Source organism: Ramlibacter sp., assembly GCF_036383835.1.
Lineage (GTDB): Bacteria > Pseudomonadota > Gammaproteobacteria > Burkholderiales > Burkholderiaceae_C > Ramlibacter.
Window position 1 is genome coordinate 1 of record NZ_DASVNN010000122.1, and the last position, 18,491, is coordinate 18,491.

The window sequence follows — 18,491 nt, forward strand, 5'->3', positions numbered from 1 at the left end:
GGCCTCCCTTGTAGGTCGGGGTGAGCGGCGAAGCCCGAACCCCGACGCCTCAACTCACGGCAGCAGCGACAACGCCTGCATGTACCGCGGCTCCGTCATCAGCGCATCCCACGACGACGCCGGACCGCAAGGCAGCAGCGCATGCCGCCGCTGCTCGCTCACCTCGTTGGCGCGCCACTCGCCGCGCGATTGCGCCTCGGCCAGCCCGTCGAGCATCTCGTCGATCGCGCGGCCGCCTTCGCTGTTCACCGATTCGTTGCACAGCAGCACCATGTCGCAGCCCGCATTGAGCGCGACCACCGCCGCTTCGGTGTAGCTCACCTCGCGGCCTTCGATCTTGCGCGCACCTTCCATGCTCAGGTCGTCGCTGAAGATCGCGCCCTGGAACTGCAGCTGGTCGCGCAGGATGTCGTTGAGCCACTTCGGCGAGAAGCCGGCCGGGCGCGGGTCCACCTTGCTGTAGATCACGTGGGCGGGCATCACGCTGGTGAGCGTGGTGGCCAGCCACCCGAAGGGGATGGCGTCGTCCTGCAGGATCGCCTTCAGCGGGCGGGCATCCACCGGGATTTCCAGGTGCGAATCGGCGCGCACGAAGCCGTGTCCCGGGAAGTGCTTGCCGCAGTTCGCCACGCCGGCCTGCAGCAGTCCGTGCATCAGCGCCTTGGCGAGCAGCGTGGCGATGCGCGGGTCGCGGTGGAAGGCGCGGTCGCCGATCACGCTGCTCTCGCCGAAGTCGAGGTCCAGCACCGGGGTGAAGCTGAAGTCCACGTTGCAGGCGCGCAGTTCGGCGCCGAGCACGTAGCCGGCGGCCGTCGCCGCGGCCATCGCGCGCATCGCGCCCGAACCCTCGCGGCCCCTGGCGTCCTTCATCCACGCCTCGCCGAAGCGGCGCATCGGCGGCAGGTGGGTGAAGCCGTCGGTGCGGAAGCGCTGCACGCGGCCGCCTTCGTGGTCGACGCAGACCAGCAGGTCGCCGCGCACCTGCTTGATCTCCGCGCACAGGGCGGACAGCTGCTCGCGGTCCTGCCAGTTGCGGCCGAACAGGATCATGCCGCCCACCAGCGGGTGGGCGAGGCGGCGGCGGTCGTCGTCGCTCAGGGTGAGGCCGGCGACGTCGATGATCACCGGGGCGTGGTCGCTCATGGTTGTTGCTCTTTCTTCTGTTCCACCACCACGAAGCTGGCGGCGTAATCGCTCTCGTCGGTGACGCTCACCTGGGCCGACAGGCCGCGGGCTTCGCACCATTCCTTCAATGCTCCGTGCAGCACGATCACCGGCTTGCCGCTCGCGAGCTTGCCCACTTCGCAGGAGCGCCAGGTCATGGGCATGCGCATGCCCATGCCGACCGCCTTGCTGAAGGCTTCCTTGGCGGAAAAGCGCGTGGCGAGAAAGCGGACGCCGCGCTCGGGCCAGCGCGCGCTGCGCGCCTTCCAGGTCGCGAACTCGGCGTCGCTCAGGATCTTGTGCGCGAAGCGGTCGCCGTGCTTCTCGAGCGAAGCCCGGATGCGACGCACGTCGCAGATGTCCGTGCCGATCCCGTAGATCATGCGCCGCGAGCGATCGCCGCGAGGTAGTCGCGGATCGTGGCCGTGTAGCCCAGCTCCAGCGCGTCGGCGATCAGCGCATGGCCGATCGACACTTCCTGCACGCCGGGGACCGCCCGCAGGAAGTCCGGCAGGTTGTGGCGGTTCAGGTCGTGGCCGGCATTGATGCCGAGACCGGCGGCCTGGGCTGCCCGGGCCGCGGCGGCGAAGCGGCGCAGCTGCTCGTCCTGCGCCGGCGTGCCCCACGCGGCCGCGTACGGTTCGGTATAGAGCTCGATGCGGTCGGCGCCCAGCGCTTTCGCCAGGGGCATCTGTTCCGGCTCCGCGTCCATGAACAGGCTCACCCGCACGCCCAGCTTCTTCGCCTCGGCGATCAGCGGCCGCACCCGCTCGCCGTCGGCGCGCAAGTTCCAGCCGTGGTCGCTGGTGAACTGGCCCTCGCTGTCCGGAACGAAGGTGCACTGCTGCGGGCGCAGCTCGCGCACGAAGTCCATCAGGTTGTGGAAGGGGTTGCCCTCGATGTTGAACTCGGCTTGCGGCCAGTCCGTCTTCAGCAGCGCGTGCAGCTCGCGCACGTCGTCGGCGCGGATGTGGCGCGCATCGGGCCGCGGATGCACCGTGATGCCATGCGCGCCGGCCTGCAGGCACAGCGTCGCCGCGCGGGTGACGCTCGGGATGCCCAGGTGGCGCGTGTTGCGCACCAGCGCGACCTTGTTCAGGTTCACGGACAGCGCGGTGGAGTTCATAGGCCCTGCAGGTCCATCATCAGTTGGCGGGTGCGCAGCGTGGAGACGCCGCAATGGTAGTGCAGCAGCGCGCGCAGCTGTGGCTTGAGTTCGCCCATCGCGGCGGCCGCGCGCAGCGCCGCATGGAAGGGCGCGGCGTCGTCCAGCGCGGCCTGCATCGCGACCCACTGCTCGCCCGTGAGGCCGCCGCGTCCCTCGGCATCGGGCCACTCGACGAGTCCACCCTCGGCTCGCAGGGCGTAGCGCTCCAGAGGAACCAGGGGCGCCAGGGTCGCGGTCTGCATGTCCAGGGAAGGCAGCAGGCCGATCTCGCGCAGCAGCAGCAGTTCGAAGGCGCGCAGCGCCGGCTGCAGTATTTCCGGCTCGTCGGCCGCCAGCACGCGCACCGCCGCCGCGTAGACGTCGAACAGTGCCGGATGCGGATCGTCACGCGCCAGCAGGCGGATCAACAGCTCGTTGAGGTAGTAGCCGGAGAGCAGTGCCTCGCCCGTGGGCATCACCTGCCCGCCCAGCCACTCGGCGGATTTCAGCGTGCGGATCTCGGCGTCGCCGCCGAAGGCCACGTGCAGGGGCTGCAGCGGCAGCAGCACGGGCCGGAAGTTGGAGCTGGGCTTCTTGGCCCCCTTGGCGACCACCGCGATGCGGCCATGGTGCCGGGTGAGCAGCTCCAGGATCAGGCTGGACTCGCTCCAGTCGTAGCGGTGCAGGACGAAGGCGGGTTCGTCGGCGATGCGCTTCGCCATGGGGCGCCGCGCCTATTCGTAGCCGAAGCTACGCACCCGGGCTTCGTCGTCGGCCCACCCCGAACGCACCTTCACGAACAGCTGCAGGAACACCTTGGCGTCGAACAGCTGCTCCAGTTCCTGGCGCGCCTCGGTGCCGATGCGTTTGAGCTTCTCGCCGCCCTCGCCGATCACGATGGCCTTGTGGCCCTCGCGCTCCACGACGATGGTGGCGGCGATGCGCACCATGCGCTTGAATTTCGGGCTGGGCTCTTCCTCGAACTTCTCGATGACGACGGTGGAGGTGTAGGGCAGCTCCTCGCCCGTGAGGCGGAACAGCTTCTCCCGGATCATCTCGCCGGCCATGAAGCGCTCGCTCTTGTCGGTGAGTTCGTCCTCGCCGTACCACCAGGGCTGTTCGGGGAGATATTTCGCGCAGACCTGCAGCACCCGCTCGATGTCCTTCGGGTTCTTCGCCGAGACCGGCATGAACTCCGTGAAGGGGTGGCGCTGCTGCATGTCGCGCAGCCAGGGCGCGAGCTCGCCGCGGCGGTGCACCAGGTCCAGCTTGTTGGCCACGAGGATCGCCGGGATGCCGGGCTTCAGCAGCGACAGCACCTTGGCATCGGCCAGGGCGAAGTTGCCCGCTTCCACCACGAACAGGACCACGTCGACGTCGCCGACCACGCCGGTGACGGCGCGATTGAGCGAGCGGTTCAGGGCCGAGCTGTGGCGGGTCTGGAAGCCGGGCGTGTCGACGAACACGAACTGCGTGCTGCCCTCGGTGCGCACGCCGGTGATCCGGTGGCGCGTGGTCTGCGCCTTGCGCGAGGTGATGCTGATCTTCTGCCCGACGAGCGCGTTGAGCAGCGTCGACTTGCCCACGTTGGGCTTGCCGACGATCGCCACCAGCCCGCAGCGCTGGCCGCCCTGCAATGCCTCATCGCCCGGCGCGTTGCCGGGCACTTCGCCTTCAGTACTCATTTCAACCTGGATTTCAGAACCAGGAGCATAGCCTGTGCGGCGGCCTGTTCGCCGGCCCGCCGCGACGCGCCGATGCCCCGCTCCACAAGGCCGAGCTCGCTGACTTCGCACTCGACGTCGAAGGTCTGCTTGTGCGCCGCACCGAGGGTGCCGACCACCCGGTAGACGGGCAGGTGCATCTTGCGGCCCTGCAGCTGCTCCTGCAGCTCGGTCTTGGGGTCCTTGGCGGCGGCCGACATCTCCGGCTTGATCTCGACCTGGGCGAACAGGCGGTGCACCAGCTGTTCGGCCGCCGGATAGCCGGCATCGAGGTAGACGGCGCCGATCACCGCTTCGAGCGCATCGGCGAGGATCGACGGCCTCTTGTGGCCGCCCGAGCGCGCCTCGCCCTCGCCCAGCTTGATCAGCCCCGGCAAGCCCAGGCCGACCGCCAGGGCATGCAGGGTGTCCTGCTTGACCAGGTTGGCGCGCACGCGCGACAGGTCCCCCTCGGGCAGGTCCTTCAGGCGCTGGTACAGCAGTGCCGCGACCGCGAGGTTCAGCACGGAGTCGCCGAGGAACTCGAGCCGCTCGTTGTGCTCGGCGGAGAAACTGCGATGCGTGAGGGCCCGCGCCAGCAGCCGGGAATCCTGGAAGCGGTGCTGCAGGCGTTCCTGCAGTGCCGCGAGCGCGTCAGCCACGGAAAGACTTCATCGGCCCCGGCGCGATTGCCCCTCGTACTTCAGCGTGAGCCAGGCCGGGCCGAACATATGGAACTCTTTCTCGTACGCGAAAGACACGACGGTCTGGTCGCCGTCCTTGGCGACGACGAGGTCCTTGCCGGTGATCGACGAGATGTTGTCGATCTGGGCCGCACGGTCGAATGCCTGGCGCACGCCGGCCGGCGTGCCTTCGTCCTTCGACCGGTTGACGGCCTTCAGCACCGCCTGGTACTCGACCACGGAAGGAAAGGCCTTGAGGCCGATGGCCCCGACCGCGGCCAATACCGCCAAAATGAAAATGAGCGTGATGATCGACATCCCACGCTGCCGCGACTTGCCTGCCATTGAACCCCTCCGTCCAGTCTTGCTATTCGAATGACCCGATGCGCCCGAGATTTCCGAAATTCATCCAGATCAGGAACGCCCTGCCGACGATGTTCTTGTCCGGCACGAAGCCCCAGTAGCGCGAGTCGAGCGAATTATCCCGGTTGTCGCCCATCATGAAATAGTGCCCCTCCGGCACCTTGCAGACGACCCCCTCGACACTGTAGCGGCAATTCTGGCGGAAGGCGAAGTCCTCCACGCCGGGGATGAAGGCGGGCCGCTGGTCGTCATTGAGCAGGTTGTGCGTCTTGTTCCCCAGCTTCTCCTGGTAGTGCTGGAAATAGCGCATCTGCTCCGGGTCGAAGTAATCCGGCAGTCGCTTCGCCTCGACCGGCTGTCCGTTGATGGTGAGCTTCTTGTTCAGGTAAGCCACCTCGTCGCCCGGAACGCCCACCACCCGCTTGATGTAGTCGAGGCTCGGCTTGGGCGGATAGCGGAACACCATCACGTCGCCGCGTTGCGGTTTCGTGCCTTCGGTGAGGCGCGTATTGAGCACCGGCAGCCGCAGGCCGTAGGTGAACTTGTTGACGAGGATGAGGTCTCCGACCAGCAGCGTCGGGATCATCGAGCCGGACGGGATCTTGAAGGGCTCGAACAGGAACGAGCGCAGCACGAACACGGCGATGATCACCGGGAACAGGCCCGCGGTCCAATCCAGCCACCAGGGCTGCGCCAGCACCCGCTGCTTGGCGGATTCCACGTCGCGGTGGTCGGCCGCGACGCCCTGCGCGTCGAAATGGGCGCCGCGCTGGGTGGCGCGCGCTTCCAGTTCGGCGGCGGCGCGGCGGCGGCGCGGGAGGTACCAGAGGCGCTCGGCGATCCAGTACAGCCCGGTGACGACCGTCGCCAGGAACAGCAGGAGCGCGAAGTTGCCTTCGACGAGCTCGAAGTACCACGCGCCGGCATAACCGACGAAGGCCGCGAGGACCGCGGCCGTGAGGAGAGGCATCATTATTCTTCGACCTGGAGGATGGCCAGGAACGCTTCCTGAGGCACTTCGACGGCGCCGATCTGCTTCATGCGCTTCTTGCCAGCCTTTTGTTTTTCGAGGAGCTTGCGCTTGCGGGTGATATCGCCGCCGTAGCATTTTGCCAGCACGTTCTTGCGCAGGGCCTTGACGGTCTCCCGGGCGATCACGTTGGCGCCGATCGCCGCCTGGATGGCGACGTCGAACATCTGCCGGCTGATGATCTCGCGCATCTTCGCCACCACCGCCCGGCCGCGGTACTGCGCCTGGGTGCGGTGCACGATGATGGACAGGGCGTCGACCTTGTCGCCGTTCAGCAGGATGTCGACCTTCACGACGTCGGAGGCGCGGTACTCCTTGAACTCGTAGTCCATGGAGGCGTAGCCGCGGCTCACCGACTTCAGCTTGTCGAAGAAGTCGAGCACGATCTCGCCGAGCGGCAGCTCGTACGTCAGCATCACCTGGCGCCCGTGGTAGGCCATGTTCATCTGCACGCCGCGCTTCTGGTTGGCCAGGGTCATCACCGCGCCGACGTATTCCTGCGGCATGTACAGGTGCACGGTGACGATCGGCTCGCGGATCTCCTGCATGCGGCCCTGCTCCGGCATCTTGGCGGGGTTCTCCACCATCATGACCTCGCCGTCGGCCTTGAGCACCTCGTAGACCACGCTCGGCGCGGTCGTGATCAGGTCCTGGTCGAACTCGCGCTCCAGCCGCTCCTGCACGATGTCCATGTGCAGCAGGCCGAGGAAGCCGCAGCGGAAGCCGAAGCCGAGCGCCTGGCTCACCTCGGGCTCGTAGTGCAGCGAGGCGTCGTTGAGCTTGAGCTTCTCCAGGCTGTCGCGCAGCGAGTCGTACTGGTTCGCCTCCACCGGGTAGAGGCCGGCGAACACCTGCGGCTGGATCTCCTTGAAGCCGGGCAGCGGCTCGGTGGCGGTGAACGCGGCGCCGCCGGAGCCCGCCTTGATCAGCGTGACCGTGTCGCCGACCTTCGCGGCCTGCAGTTCCTTGATGCCGGCGATGATGTAGCCCACCTCGCCCGCTTCCAGCGATTCGCGCGGCGAGTTGCCCGGCGTGAAGACGCCGAGCTGCGTCGTCTCGTAGCTGGCGTCGGTCGCCATCAGCTTGATGCGGTCGCCCTTGGCGAGCCGTCCGTCGACCACGCGCACCAGCATCACCACGCCGACGTAGCTGTCGAACCAGCTGTCGATGATCATGGCGCGCAGCGCGCCATCGGGGTTGCCCTTCGGCGCGGGGATGCGCGCGACGATCGCCTCCAGGATCTCGTCGACGCCCATGCCGGTCTTCGCGGAGCACGGGATCGCATCGGTGGCGTCGATGCCGATCACGTCCTCGATCTCCTCCTTCGCGCGCTCGGGATCGGCCTGCGGCAGGTCCATCTTGTTCAGGACCGGCACGACGTCGACGCCGAGATCGAGCGCGGTGTAGCAGTTGGCGACGGTCTGCGCTTCGACACCCTGGCTCGCATCCACCACCAGCAGCGCGCCTTCGCACGTGGAGAGCGAGCGCGAGACCTCGTACGAGAAGTCGACGTGGCCCGGCGTGTCGATCAGATTGAGGTTGTAGACCTGTCCGTCGCGCGCCTTGTACGTGAGCGCAGCGGTCTGCGCCTTGATGGTTATCCCACGCTCCTTTTCGAGATCCATCGAGTCCAGGACCTGCTCTTCCATCTCGCGATCGGACAAGCCGCCGCAACGCTGGATCAGGCGGTCAGCGAGCGTCGACTTGCCGTGATCGATGTGCGCGATGATCGAAAAGTTTCTGATGTGATTCATCAACGGGAACGTTCAAGTGATTGATTCGAAAGGGAGCGCACAAAGAAAAAAGGGCGCGCCAGAAGGTGACGCGCCCTGAACCAACAATCTATGGCAACTGCGATAGTTGGAGCTTCATTGTAGGCAAAACGGACCGGGCGTACATCCGCGAGGTCTTCCTTCCCCGGCCGTTGCAGGCCTGCAACTCGCATCTTATTCACAGCTTTTCAACAATTGCCGGCGAGGTTCGGGGGGACAACATGTGGGCGATCTGTGGATCGGGGCGGCGCGTCCTGCTGCCCATCCCGCATGGTGGTGTGCCGCCATGCGATATGCCTCGAATGGCCGCTGGCTGACCGGAATTCTACCCAATCCGGTTCTTAGCCCGGACCCGAAGTTAGCAGGCGCCAACCGTCGAGCGTGGGGAAAACGTCGCTAAAAAACTTTTCCCGCCTGTCTGTTTTTGCCAAACGGCCCAGCAAAAAGCCCCAAGCCCGACCAAGGGCTTGGGGCCTGGCCCCACTTCCGTGTTATCCGCGGGCGGGGCGGATCAGCAGGTAGCTGGCCAGCTCGCCGCGGCGCAGCAGCACCGGCACGACCTTGCTCTTGTCCACCTTGGAGACGGCCGCCTCGAACTCGCGCACGTTGTTGATCTCGATGTTGCCGATGGCCACGATGACGTCGCCCTCGCGGATGCCGGCGCGCTGCGCGGCCTCCGTGGCGGCGTCGACCTTCACGCCGCCCTTGACCTTCGCCTCGCGTTTCTGCTCCGCGGTGAGCTCGCTCACCGTCAGGCCCAGCGTGGCGCTCGCCGGGGCCGCGGCACGCGCCGTGCTCTCCGAGGGGGCGCTGCCGCCGCGTCGCGGGGTCGCGGCCGCGGTGCGCTCCTGCTCGAACTCGGCGACCGTGACGCTCAGGTCGCGGGACTGGCCGCGGCGGTACACCGTGAGGTTCACGCGGCTGCCCGGCTTGGTGTTGCCCACCAGGCGCGGCAGTTCGGTGGCGCGATCGATCGCCTGGCCGTTGAACTTGGTGATGATGTCGCCCGCCTCGATGCCGGCCTGCGCCGCCGGGGAGCCGCCCTCCACGCTGCGCACCAGGGCGCCCTGCGGGCGGCCGAGGCCGATGGATTCGGCGACGTCGCGCGTCACCTGGTCGATCTGCACGCCGATGCGGCCGCGCGACACGCGTCCGACCGTGCGCAACTGTTCGGCCACGCGGGTGGCCTCGTCGATCGGGATCGCGAAGGAGATGCCCATGAAGCCGCCGGAACGCGAATAGATCTGGCTGTTGATGCCCACCACCTCGCCGTGCATGTTGATCAGCGGCCCGCCGGAGTTGCCGGGGTTGATCGCCACGTCGGTCTGGATGAAGGGCAGGTAGTCGCCGGTGTCGCGGCCCTTGGCGCTCACGATGCCCGCGGTGACGGTGTTGTCCAGGCCGAAGGGCGAGCCGATGGCCATCACCCATTCGCCGACCTTCAGCTTGCTCACGTCGCCCGTGCGCACGAACGGCAGGCCGGTGGCGTCGATCTTCACCACGGCGACGTCGCTGCGCTTGTCGGCGCCGATGATGCGTGCCTTGAACTCGCGGCGGTCCGACAGGGTCACCACCACTTCGGTCGCGTCCTCCACGACGTGGGCGTTGGTCATCACGTAGCCGTCGGGCGTCAGGATGAAGCCGGAGCCGACGCCCTTGGGCGCCTCTTCCTCGCCGCGGTCGCGCGGGGTGGGGTTGGGCCGCTGCTGGCGCGGCGTGTTGGGCATGGGCACGCCGAAGAAGCGGCGGAAGAACTCCTGCATCTCCTCGTCCATCTGCCCGTTGCTGGAGCTGCCGCCGGCACGCGACTTCTCGGTCGTGCGGATGTTCACGACCGCCGGACTCACTTGCTCGACGAGATCCGTGAAGTCCGGCAGCGAGCGGGGCTGCGGGGCCGACTGCGCGCTCGCGGGAACTTGCGGCAGGAGGGCGGCGGTGCCGCCGATCGCGAGCGCCACGGCCAAGCCGTAGCCACGCAGCTTCTTCCAATCCAAGCGGGACATACAGACCTCTCCAGAAGGGTCAGAACGATGGGCAATAGCTGAGAATAGTTCCAAGCGGCAAAGTTGCGCGTCAGCCGACGGCGCATGTGCGCCTTACGCCGGCTTCACGCGACCGGCGGCGGCAGCGGGAGGGGAGCTTACCGGCGGCGCTCAAGGCTTTGCGCGAAGGCCTTCAGCGTCTGCGGGGGCACCTCCCCGACGGCGGTCACCCACCAGTCCTGCACGCGGCGCGTGAACGTGTGCGTCGCGCCGCTGGCGAACACGCCTTCGTGCTGGTGGTGCTTCGGGTCGTACTGCTCCACGAACAGCGAGACCGAGGCCAGCCCATCCGAGAAGATCCACTGCAGCACGCCCTCGGCGGGCCGCTTGTACGTGCTCATGGACTTGAAGCCGGCCACCGGGGCCTTGAGCGCCCAGCCTTCGGCCGCCGCCGTGGTCCGCACGGCATCGGGCTTCTCGACGCGCCAGCCGTCGGGGACCGCCATCATCTGCGAAAGCCGGTCCATGCGAACGGGCGCGTCGAGCTGCAACTCCGAGAACGCGGCCTGCTCGAGCACGCGGCCGGCATCGTCGAGCGTCTGCAGCTTCACCATCAGCCCGCTCTTCTTCTCGCTCCAGATGCGATAGCCGAAGCGCAGGCCGTCCTTGGGCAGCACCTGCACGATGTCGGCGTCGAAGCCGGCCACGCGGTCGGCGCCCACGCGGTGGGCCGAATAGAACTCGGGGATGACGCTGTCGTTCGGCTTGAGCAGTTCGGGGAACAGCCCCAGCGCCTCGCGCCGTTCGCTGCGCACCGTCTTCGATTCCGGCAGGAAGGTGAGGACTTCGTCGTCCCGGCGGAAGGTCGACCGGCGGGCACCCGACAGCGATTCGATCCGTTCCACCTGCCGCTGGCCGTCGCAGGCATGCCAGATGCGGGCGCTGGACATCTGCCCGGCGTTCGACATGACGACGAAGGTGCCGATGTAGTTGCGCTGGCGCGAGGCTTCGTGCATGCGCGTGAGCCACTCGCTCACGGTGCGCTCGCCGCGGCCTTCGGGCCGCGGGTCCGGCACCGATCGCGGACCGGCTTCGGCCGCCAGCCCGAAAACCGCGACCGCCCAGAAAGCGAGCAGGCCGTGAAGGCGGGATCGGGCGAGGGCGGGAGCGGTTCGCGTCATGCGGCGGGGGCTCAGCGGGCGGGACCTTCGAAGGCCGCGTTGTGCAGGAATCCCGAGGTGGTGCCCAGGGCGGTGCCGCCGCCGAACTGGCGGTGCGCCTGCAGCAGCTGGTCCAGCCGCGCGTCGCGGATCATCGCCGGCGTGGCGTTCGCCTCGGCCGACACCGTGACCACGCCCGGCGTTCCGCCGCCCGCGGCCAGTTGCGTGGAAGCGCCGCTGCCGGCGCCCCACAGGTTCCAGCCCACGGCGCCGAAGGCGGCCACCGAGGCCACGCCGGCCACCAGCTTCCAGGCCCAGTCGTTGGCGGCCGGCCGGCCGGCCTTGGCCACGGCCTGGAGCTCGGGCGCCCGCGCCCCGGTCGGTTCCTCGCGCAGCCGCTGCTGCAGTTTCGCCAGGAAGGTTTCCGGCGCGGTACCCCCGTTGGAGCGCCCGGTCCGCAGGACCTCGCCCACGACGTGGTACGCGCACCAGGCTTCGCGCGCGCGCGCGTCGGCCGCCGCCACCTGCACGGCCCGCGCGAGGTCCTCCCCGCGCAGTTGTCCGTCGGCCAGCGCCGAAATCATTTCCTGGTTGTCCATCTTGTCCATCGTCGTCTTCATGATGCGCCTCACCAGCGCTTGCCCGACTGGTTCTCCAGCAGGGGCTTCACCTTCGCCGAAATCGCCTCGCGGGCCCGGAAGATGCGCGATCGCACCGTGCCGATCGGGCAGTTCATCACCTCCGCGATCTCCTCGTAGCTCAGGCCCTCGATCTCGCGCAGCGTGACCGCCTGGCGCAATTCCTCGGGCAGCGCTTCCATGGCAGAGTTCACCGTGGCGGCGATTTCCTTGGCCGCGAGCACCGTTTCCGGCGTTTCAGCGCTGGTTAGTTCGTTCTCGACGCCAGAAGTTTCTTCCTCATCATCGCCACCGCGCAATGCGCTTTCGGAAACGACGGGATCCCGCTTGAGGTCGACCAGGGCTTTTTTCGCGGTGTTGACAGCAATCCGGTACAGCCAGGTGTAGAACTGCGCGTCGCCGCGGAACTGCGCGAGCGCCCGGTAGGCGCGGATGAAGGTTTCCTGCGCGATGTCCTCGATGAGGTCGGTATCGCGCACCATGCGTCCGATCAGGCGTTCGATGCGGCGCTGGTACTTCAGGACCAGGAGTTCGTAGGCCTTCTGGTCGCCCGCCACGGTGCGCTGCACCAGGATCAGGTCGGTGTCGCCGGGGGAAGCTGCGGGAGCGGCGGGAGCGGCAGGAGGCGTCTTGGTCATTGTTCTGCCGCGGGCGGCTGGCGGCCCGCGGGCGGCACGGGCCCCTTCCCCCTCCGGGGGAAGGTCGGGATGGGGGCGCTGGCGCGGGAATATACCGCACGGCGCAGCGCTTCCCAGTGGGACACGTCCGACGTCGCCTCCATCCAGAGCCACAGCGTGCGGCCGGCCGCGGCGCGCCAGTGCAGCAGCAGCCGCGACTGCAGGTCCAGGGCCAGTTCCACTTCACCGGGCCAGGCCTGGGAGCCTTGCTGCCATTGCCACTCGGCGCCGTCCCAGCGCAGCACGCCTTGCGGGGAGCGCCACCAGGAAGCGAGCGCGATGCCGCTGCAGGCCGCGACCGCAGCGAATGCGAGCGCCTGGCGCCAGGCCAAGGCCTGGGCCTGCAGGGTCCATGCGAGCGCCCCCAGGAGACCCAGGAGCGCCAGCAGCAGGATCACGCAGCCGGCGAAAGCGCTGCGCCCCACCGGGTAACTGACCGATGGGGCGGCATGCATGGGGGAGGGGCGGCGGGGGCCGCCTCAGAGGCGCTTGAAGACCAGCGAACCGTTGGTGCCGCCGAAGCCGAAGTTGTTCTTCAGCGCGGCATCGATCTTCAGGTCCCGCGCCGTGTTGGCGCAGTAGTCCAGGTCGCACTCGGGATCCTGGTTGAAGATGTTGATGGTGGGCGGGCTCTTCTGGTGGTGGATGGCCAGCACGGTGAAGACCGACTCGATGCCGCCGGCGCCGCCCAGCAGGTGGCCGGTCATCGACTTGGTGGAGTTCACCACCAGCTTCCCGGCATGCGCGCCGAACGTGTTCTTGATCGCGTTGGTCTCGTTGACGTCGCCCAGGGGCGTCGAGGTGCCGTGCGCGTTCAGGTACTGGATCTGGTCGGGGTTGATCCCGGCGTTCTTCAGCGCCGCGGTCATCGAGCGGCGCGGGCCGTCGACGTTGGGCGCCGTCATGTGGTACGCGTCGGCGCTCATGCCGAAGCCGGCGACCTCCGCGTAGATCTTCGCGCCGCGCTTCTTCGCGTGCTCGTATTCCTCGAGCACCATCACGCCGCCGCCCTCGCCCAGCACGAAGCCGTCGCGGTCCTTGTCCCAGGGGCGGGAGGCCGTCTTCGGGTCGTCGTTGCGGGTGGACAGCGCGCGGGCCGCGGCGAAGCCGCCGATGCCCAGGGGCGACACGCAGGATTCGGCGCCGCCGGCGACCATCACGTCCGCGTCGCCGCTCTCGATCATGCGGGCAGAAATGCCGATCGCGTGCAGGCCGGTCGTGCAGGCCGTCACCACCGCGATGTTGGGACCCTGGTAGCCGTAGCGGATCGATACGTGGCCGGAGATCATGTTGATGATCGACGCCGGCACGAAGAAGGGCGAGATGCGGCGCGGGCCGCGGTTCACCATCTCCGAATGCGTCTCCTCGATCATCGGCAGGCCGCCGATGCCGGAGCCGATGTTCACGCCGATGCGCGTGGCGAGTTCGGGATCCAGCGCCTCGCCGGTGGGCAGGCCGGAATCCACGACCGCCTGGTGGGCGGCGGCCAGTCCGAGGTGGATGAAGCGGTCCATGTGGCGCGCTTCCTTCTCGGGCATGTAGTCGGCCACGTTGAAGCCCTTGACCTCGCCGGCGAACTTCACCGCGAGGTTGGCCGGATCGAAGGACTTGACCAGGTCGATGCCGCTCTGGCCGGCCAGCAGGTTGGCCCACGATTCGGCAACGGTGTTTCCCACCGGGCTCACGCAGCCCAGTCCGGTCACGACGACACGGCGACGCATCTTCGATCAGGCCTTCTGGTGCTGGTTGGCGTAGTCGATGGCGTTCTGCACCGTGGTGATCTTCTCGGCGTCTTCGTCCGGGATCTCGATGCCGAACTCGTCCTCGAGGGCCATGACCAGTTCCACCGTGTCCAGAGAGTCCGCGCCGAGGTCCGCCACGAAGGCTTTCTCGTTGGTGACCTGGGACTCTTCGACGCCGAGCTGCTCGGCGATGATTTTCTTGACACGTGCTTCGATATCGCTCATGGGTTCCCTCTAAGGGTTGGTATTGAATCCGCGATTTTATGCCGGGCGGAGGGTCCGGCTGGGTTAGGGTCCTTCACGAAGAATTCGCCGAGGCGAATTCTTCGTGGTCTAGTCAGTGTGGAGGTGCCCGGCAAAGCCGGATCACCTCCACAGGCGCGACCGGCTGCGCGATGCTCCGCTCGGTCCGGTGCCGCTGCGCGGAGGAAATCCCCGCGCGTACTCACACACATGGACCGCGTGGAATAACATGCAACGCGGTCCCCCTTGTGAAGAGGATCCGGCTTTGCCGGGCCTCTTCACACTGATCAGCAACTCTGAAAAATCGCCTCGGCGATTTTTTAGAGTTATCACCCTCAGGCCATGAACATCCCGCCGTTGACGTGGATTTCCTGGCCGCTGACGTATCCGGCCTGCGGGGAAACGAGCCACGCAACGGCATGGGCGATGTCCGCCGGCTTGCCGAGGTGGCCCAGGGGAATCTGGCCCAGCAGCGCCTTCTGTTGTTCTTCAGGCAGCGCCGCCGTCATGTCCGTTTCGATGAAGCCGGGCGCCACGCAATTCACCGTGATGCCGCGGCTGCCGAGTTCGCGGGCCAGCGCCCGCGTCATGCCGGCCACGCCGGCCTTGGCCGCCGCGTAGTTCGCCTGGCCCGGATTGCCGGAAGCGCCCACCACGCTGGTGATGCTGACGATGCGGCCGTAGCGCTGCTTCATCATCGTGCGCATCACGGCGCGGCTCATCCGGAACACCGCCTTCAGGTTGGTATCCAGCACGGCGTCCCACTCCTCGTCCTTCATGCGCATGGACAGGTTGTCCCGGGTGATGCCGGCATTGTTGATCAGGGCGTGCAGGCCGCCGTTGTCCCTGGCGATCGTGTCGACCAGCGCCTCGGCGGCCTTGGCGTCGTTCACGTCCAGCTTCACGCCGCGGCAGTCCGCGTGCTGCGACAGGGCCTGGGTGATCTTCTCCGCGCCTTCGTCGGTGGTGGCGGTGCCGATCACCTTCATGCCGCGGGCGGCGAGTTCGTGGGCGATCGCCTGGCCGATGCCGCGCGAAGCGCCGGTGACCAGGGCGACCTGCCCGTGCATGTCCACGTGTGCGCTCATGCCAGCATCCCCTTGGCTTCGGCCAGCGTGGCCGGATCGTAAATGGAGGCGGCGTTCAGCGAGCCGTCGATGCGCTTGGCGAGGCCGGCCAGCACCTTGCCGGGGCCGCACTCGACGATCGTGTCGATGCCGCGCGCCTGGATCGCTTTCACGCACTCGACCCAGCGCACCGGGCCGAAAGCCTGCTCGTAGAGCGCGCCGCGGATGCGGTCGGGATCGGTCTCGACCTGCACCTCGATGTTGTTCACCACCGGGATGCGGGGCGCCTGGATCGCGGTCGCGGCGAGCCGCTGCCTGAGCTTCTCGGCGGCCGGCTTCATCAGGCTGGAGTGGAACGGCGCCGACACCGGCAGCGGCAGCGCGCGCTTGGCGCCCGAAGCCTTCAGCAGCTCGCAGGCCTTGTCGACGGCGGCCTTGCTGCCGGCGATCACGGTCTGCGCCGGGTCGTTGAAGTTCACGGCTTCCACCACCTCGTCGCTGTTGGGACCGAAAGTGCGCACGGCTTCGGCGCAGCCCTGGATCACCTTCTGCGCGTCGAGGCCCAGGATGGCCGCCATCGCGCCGGTGCCCACCGGCACGGCTTCCTGCATGGCCTGGGCGCGGAAGCGCACCAGCGGCGCGGCATCGGCCAGCGTCAGCGCGCCGGCCGCGACCAGCGCGGCGTACTCGCCCAGCGAGTGGCCAGCCACCGCGGCCGGCTCGGCGCCGCCTTCGGCACGCCAGGCACGGTAGGCGGCGACGCCCGCCACCAGCATCACCGGCTGCGTGTTGGTGGTGAGCGCCAGGGCTTCCTTGGGGCATTCCTTGATCAGGCGGCCGAGGTCCTCGCCCAGCGCGGACGAAGCTTCCTCCAGCGTCTGGGCGACGGCAGGGTGGTCGCCCCAGGCATCGAGCATGCCCACGGACTGCGAACCCTGGCCGGGAAAGACGAAAGCGAACGGTTTCATGGCTGTCTCTTGTGCTTGTGCGAAGCGCTGCGGGCTTCTAGAAGTCCAGCAGGACCGCGCCCCAGGTGAAGCCGCCGCCGACGCCTTCGAGCATCAGCGTGTCACCCTTCCTGACCTTGCCGCCGCGCACCGCGGCATCCAGCGCCAGCGGGATCGACGCGGCCGACGTGTTGCCGTGCTGGTCGACCGTCACCACCAGCTTGTCCAGCGGCAGCTTCAGCTTCCTGGCCGTGCCCTGCATGATGCGGATGTTGGCCTGGTGAGGGATCAGCCAGTCGACGTCGGCCTCGGTGCGGCCGGCCTTTTCCAGCACGGTCCGGGCGGCCTGTTCCAGCACGCCCACGGCCAGCTTGAACACCGCCTGGCCGTCCATGCGCAGCAGCGGGTTGCCGTGCACCTTGCCGCCGGACACCGTGCCGGGCACGCAGAGGATCTCGACGTGCTTGCCGTCGGCATGCAGGTCGCTCGCCAGGATGCCGGGCGTGTCGGACGCCTCCAGCACCACGGCGCCGGCGCCGTCGCCGAACAGCACGCAGGTCGTGCGGTCGTTGAAATCGAGGATCCGCGAGAACACTTCGGCGCCGATCACCAGCGCCTTGCTGGCCGCGCCGCTCTTGATCATCGAATCGGCGACGGTCAGCGCATAGACGAAGCCGCTGCACACGGCCTGCAGGTCGAACGCGGGACAGCCCGCGATGCCCAGCTTGTTCTGCAGGATGGTGGCGGACGACGGGAACACCATGTCCGGCGTCGAGGTCGCCACGATGATCAGGTCGATCTCGGAAGCCTGGCGGCCGGCGGCTTCGAGCGCGTTGCGCGCGGCCTGCAAGCCGAGGTCACTGGTGGCGACGTCGGGTTCGGCGAAGTGGCGCGCCCGGATGCCGGTGCGCTCCACGATCCAGTCGTCGGAAGTCTCGATGCCGCGCTCGCCAAGCTGCGCCGCCAGATCCGCATTGGTCACGCGCCTGGGGGGCAGGAAACTGCCGGTGCCCGTGATCCGGGAATATCTCGTCATGCTGTCGTGGTAACCGTTTCCTGCGGGGCATCCGCGTCGCCGACCAGCAAGGGCCGGGCGTGCGCGATCCGGGCCTGGACACGGTCGAGCAGATTGTTTCGGGCCGCATCATACGCGCGGTTCAGGGCCTGCTCGAACGCGAGCTCGTCCGCGGAACCATGGCTCTTGAACACCAGGCCGCGCAGTCCCAACAGGGCCGCGCCGTTGTAGCGGCGGTAGTCCACGCGCTTTTTGAGCGCAGATAGGACCGGATAGGCTGCGATCGCTGCGAGTTTCGTCAGCGGATTGCGTGCGAACTCTTCCTTCAGGAAGCCGCTGATGAGGGACGCGACCCCTTCGCTGGTCTTCAGTGCCACGTTGCCGACGAAGCCGTCGCACACGACGATGTCGGTCGTGCCCTTGAAGATGTCGTTGCCTTCCACGTTGCCGAAGAAGTTCAGGTCGCCGGAGGCCCCGGCGGCGCGCAGCAGTTCGCCGGCCCGCTTGATCACCTCGTTGCCCTTGATGACCTCCTCGCCGATGTTCAGGAGGCCGACGCTGGGGTTGCCCTCGCCGGAAAGCGCGGACACGAGCGCCGAGCCCATCACCGCGAACTGCAGCAGGTGCTGCTCGGTGCAGTCCACGTTGGCGCCCAGGTCCAGCACCGTCGTGGCGCCGCCCTTCGCATTGGGCAGGTGCGTCGCGATGGCGGGACGGTCGATGCCGTCCTCGGTCTTGAGCAGGTAGCGGGCCAGCGCCATCAGCGCGCCGGTGTTGCCGGCGGAGATGGCGACCTGCGCGCTGCCGTCCTTCACCTGCTGGATCGCCACGCGCATGGACGAATCCTTCTTCTTGCGCAGGGCGACTTCGACCGCGTCGTCCATGGCCACGACTTCGGTGGCGGGCACGACGCGGGCGCGCGGATGTTGCAGGGGCTCGAGCGCGGCCGGCGCACCCACCAGGAGAAGCTGCGCATCGGCATGCGCCTCCAGGAAGTGCCGGCAGGCGGCGAGCGTGACGCGGGGGCCGTGGTCGCCCCCCATGCAATCGACTGCCAGGGTGGTCGTCATGGCCTCAACTGTAGAGCCAAATGGGGAGCGTTCCGGAGGGAACGATCGCGCAAGGGTAACCAAGAAAAAAGCCCGGCCTGCGCAAGGC

The 18,491-nt window shown here is 67.9% G+C and carries 20 protein-coding genes; all 20 read right to left on the reverse strand.

Annotated features, from left to right (window positions below; all coding sequences use genetic code 11):
- Window positions 1-54: 54 nt before the first annotated feature.
- A complete protein-coding gene (gene nagZ, locus VF522_RS19590; protein WP_330909993.1) occupies window positions 55-1,143 on the reverse strand; it encodes a beta-N-acetylhexosaminidase in 1,089 nt (362 codons plus the stop codon).
- Complete coding sequence (gene acpS, locus VF522_RS19595) at window positions 1,140-1,547, reverse strand: holo-ACP synthase (RefSeq protein WP_330909994.1); 408 nt, start codon at window positions 1,545-1,547, stop codon at window positions 1,140-1,142. Before acpS ends, nagZ begins: the two co-directional genes overlap by 4 nt.
- Entirely contained in the window at window positions 1,544-2,290 is a 747-nt protein-coding gene (locus tag VF522_RS19600) for a pyridoxine 5'-phosphate synthase (protein WP_330909995.1), read from the reverse strand. Before VF522_RS19600 ends, acpS begins: the two co-directional genes overlap by 4 nt.
- A complete protein-coding gene (gene recO / locus VF522_RS19605; protein ID WP_330909996.1) occupies window positions 2,287-3,033 on the reverse strand; it encodes a DNA repair protein RecO in 747 nt (248 codons plus the stop codon). The genes VF522_RS19600 and recO overlap by 4 nt, the downstream gene beginning before the upstream one ends.
- Before the next feature lie 12 nt (window positions 3,034-3,045).
- Window positions 3,046-3,996 (reverse strand): GTPase Era, encoded by a 951-nt coding sequence (era, locus tag VF522_RS19610; protein WP_330909997.1) that lies wholly within the window; start codon window positions 3,994-3,996, stop codon window positions 3,046-3,048.
- Window positions 3,993-4,676, reverse strand: coding sequence for a ribonuclease III (gene rnc, locus VF522_RS19615; RefSeq protein WP_330909998.1), 684 nt, complete (start codon window positions 4,674-4,676; stop codon window positions 3,993-3,995). Before rnc ends, era begins: the two co-directional genes overlap by 4 nt.
- Window positions 4,677-4,685: 9 nt before the next feature.
- On the reverse strand, window positions 4,686-5,042 hold the full coding sequence (locus VF522_RS19620; protein WP_330909999.1) for a DUF4845 domain-containing protein: 357 nt from the start codon (window positions 5,040-5,042) through the stop codon (window positions 4,686-4,688).
- A gap of 22 nt (window positions 5,043-5,064) precedes the next feature.
- The gene (lepB, locus tag VF522_RS19625; protein ID WP_330910018.1) at window positions 5,065-6,030 is read right to left on the reverse strand and encodes a signal peptidase I; all 966 of its coding nucleotides are present in this window, start codon (window positions 6,028-6,030) and stop codon (window positions 5,065-5,067) included.
- A gap of 2 nt (window positions 6,031-6,032) precedes the next feature.
- Complete coding sequence (lepA, locus tag VF522_RS19630; protein WP_330910000.1) at window positions 6,033-7,844, reverse strand: translation elongation factor 4; 1,812 nt, start codon at window positions 7,842-7,844, stop codon at window positions 6,033-6,035.
- A gap of 509 nt (window positions 7,845-8,353) precedes the next feature.
- Window positions 8,354-9,865 carry a DegQ family serine endoprotease gene (locus tag VF522_RS19635; protein ID WP_330910001.1) on the reverse strand — a complete coding sequence of 504 codons (1,512 nt, stop codon included), beginning with the start codon at window positions 9,863-9,865 and terminating at the stop codon, window positions 8,354-8,356.
- 137 nt (window positions 9,866-10,002) lie between these two features.
- On the reverse strand, window positions 10,003-11,025 hold the full coding sequence (locus VF522_RS19640; RefSeq protein WP_330910002.1) for a MucB/RseB C-terminal domain-containing protein: 1,023 nt from the start codon (window positions 11,023-11,025) through the stop codon (window positions 10,003-10,005).
- Between the two features lie 11 nt (window positions 11,026-11,036).
- Window positions 11,037-11,624 (reverse strand): sigma-E factor negative regulatory protein, encoded by a 588-nt coding sequence (locus tag VF522_RS19645; protein WP_330910003.1) that lies wholly within the window; start codon window positions 11,622-11,624, stop codon window positions 11,037-11,039.
- An 8-nt stretch (window positions 11,625-11,632) separates the two neighbouring features.
- Window positions 11,633-12,280 carry an RNA polymerase sigma factor RpoE gene (gene rpoE / locus VF522_RS19650; RefSeq protein WP_330910004.1) on the reverse strand — a complete coding sequence of 216 codons (648 nt, stop codon included), beginning with the start codon at window positions 12,278-12,280 and terminating at the stop codon, window positions 11,633-11,635.
- Window positions 12,277-12,774: a hypothetical protein gene (locus VF522_RS19655; protein WP_330910005.1), complete on the reverse strand. Its 498-nt coding sequence runs from the start codon at window positions 12,772-12,774 to the stop codon at window positions 12,277-12,279. Before VF522_RS19655 ends, rpoE begins: the two co-directional genes overlap by 4 nt.
- Before the next feature lie 24 nt (window positions 12,775-12,798).
- Window positions 12,799-14,040 (reverse strand): beta-ketoacyl-ACP synthase II, encoded by a 1,242-nt coding sequence (gene fabF, locus VF522_RS19660; RefSeq protein WP_330910006.1) that lies wholly within the window; start codon window positions 14,038-14,040, stop codon window positions 12,799-12,801.
- Between the two features lie 6 nt (window positions 14,041-14,046).
- Window positions 14,047-14,286, reverse strand: a complete 240-nt coding sequence (gene acpP, locus VF522_RS19665; RefSeq protein ID WP_201690107.1) for an acyl carrier protein — start codon at window positions 14,284-14,286, stop codon at window positions 14,047-14,049.
- A 353-nt stretch (window positions 14,287-14,639) separates the two neighbouring features.
- On the reverse strand, window positions 14,640-15,392 hold the full coding sequence (fabG, locus tag VF522_RS19670) for a 3-oxoacyl-ACP reductase FabG (RefSeq protein ID WP_330910007.1): 753 nt from the start codon (window positions 15,390-15,392) through the stop codon (window positions 14,640-14,642).
- Window positions 15,389-16,339 (reverse strand): ACP S-malonyltransferase, encoded by a 951-nt coding sequence (fabD, locus tag VF522_RS19675; protein ID WP_330910008.1) that lies wholly within the window; start codon window positions 16,337-16,339, stop codon window positions 15,389-15,391. Before fabD ends, fabG begins: the two co-directional genes overlap by 4 nt.
- 37 nt (window positions 16,340-16,376) lie before the next feature.
- Complete coding sequence (locus VF522_RS19680; protein WP_330910009.1) at window positions 16,377-17,354, reverse strand: beta-ketoacyl-ACP synthase III; 978 nt, start codon at window positions 17,352-17,354, stop codon at window positions 16,377-16,379.
- Window positions 17,351-18,403 (reverse strand): phosphate acyltransferase PlsX, encoded by a 1,053-nt coding sequence (plsX, locus tag VF522_RS19685; protein ID WP_330910010.1) that lies wholly within the window; start codon window positions 18,401-18,403, stop codon window positions 17,351-17,353. The genes VF522_RS19680 and plsX overlap by 4 nt, the downstream gene beginning before the upstream one ends.
- Window positions 18,404-18,491: the final 88 nt, after the last annotated feature.

Excerpts from the sequence above, each read along its gene's own strand:
- nagZ (WP_330909993.1), bottom strand. The coding sequence starts at position 1,143 with ATGAGCGACCACGCCCCGGTGATCATCGACGTCGCCGGCCTCACCCTG.
- acpS (WP_330909994.1), bottom strand. The coding sequence starts at position 1,547 with ATGATCTACGGGATCGGCACGGACATCTGCGACGTGCGTCGCATCCGG.
- VF522_RS19600 (WP_330909995.1), bottom strand. The coding sequence starts at position 2,290 with ATGAACTCCACCGCGCTGTCCGTGAACCTGAACAAGGTCGCGCTGGTG.
- recO (WP_330909996.1), bottom strand. The coding sequence starts at position 3,033 with ATGGCGAAGCGCATCGCCGACGAACCCGCCTTCGTCCTGCACCGCTAC.
- era (WP_330909997.1), bottom strand. The coding sequence starts at position 3,996 with ATGAGTACTGAAGGCGAAGTGCCCGGCAACGCGCCGGGCGATGAGGCA.
- VF522_RS19620 (WP_330909999.1), bottom strand. The coding sequence starts at position 5,042 with ATGGCAGGCAAGTCGCGGCAGCGTGGGATGTCGATCATCACGCTCATT.
- lepB (WP_330910018.1), bottom strand. The coding sequence starts at position 6,030 with ATGCCTCTCCTCACGGCCGCGGTCCTCGCGGCCTTCGTCGGTTATGCC.
- lepA (WP_330910000.1), bottom strand. The coding sequence starts at position 7,844 with ATGAATCACATCAGAAACTTTTCGATCATCGCGCACATCGATCACGGC.
- VF522_RS19635 (WP_330910001.1), bottom strand. The coding sequence starts at position 9,865 with ATGTCCCGCTTGGATTGGAAGAAGCTGCGTGGCTACGGCTTGGCCGTG.
- VF522_RS19640 (WP_330910002.1), bottom strand. The coding sequence starts at position 11,025 with ATGACGCGAACCGCTCCCGCCCTCGCCCGATCCCGCCTTCACGGCCTG.
- VF522_RS19645 (WP_330910003.1), bottom strand. The coding sequence starts at position 11,624 with ATGAAGACGACGATGGACAAGATGGACAACCAGGAAATGATTTCGGCG.
- rpoE (WP_330910004.1), bottom strand. The coding sequence starts at position 12,280 with ATGACCAAGACGCCTCCTGCCGCTCCCGCCGCTCCCGCAGCTTCCCCC.
- VF522_RS19655 (WP_330910005.1), bottom strand. The coding sequence starts at position 12,774 with ATGCATGCCGCCCCATCGGTCAGTTACCCGGTGGGGCGCAGCGCTTTC.
- fabF (WP_330910006.1), bottom strand. The coding sequence starts at position 14,040 with ATGCGTCGCCGTGTCGTCGTGACCGGACTGGGCTGCGTGAGCCCGGTG.
- acpP (WP_201690107.1), bottom strand. The coding sequence starts at position 14,286 with ATGAGCGATATCGAAGCACGTGTCAAGAAAATCATCGCCGAGCAGCTC.
- fabG (WP_330910007.1), bottom strand. The coding sequence starts at position 15,392 with ATGAGCGCACACGTGGACATGCACGGGCAGGTCGCCCTGGTCACCGGC.
- fabD (WP_330910008.1), bottom strand. The coding sequence starts at position 16,339 with ATGAAACCGTTCGCTTTCGTCTTTCCCGGCCAGGGTTCGCAGTCCGTG.
- VF522_RS19680 (WP_330910009.1), bottom strand. The coding sequence starts at position 17,354 with ATGACGAGATATTCCCGGATCACGGGCACCGGCAGTTTCCTGCCCCCC.
- plsX (WP_330910010.1), bottom strand. The coding sequence starts at position 18,403 with ATGACGACCACCCTGGCAGTCGATTGCATGGGGGGCGACCACGGCCCC.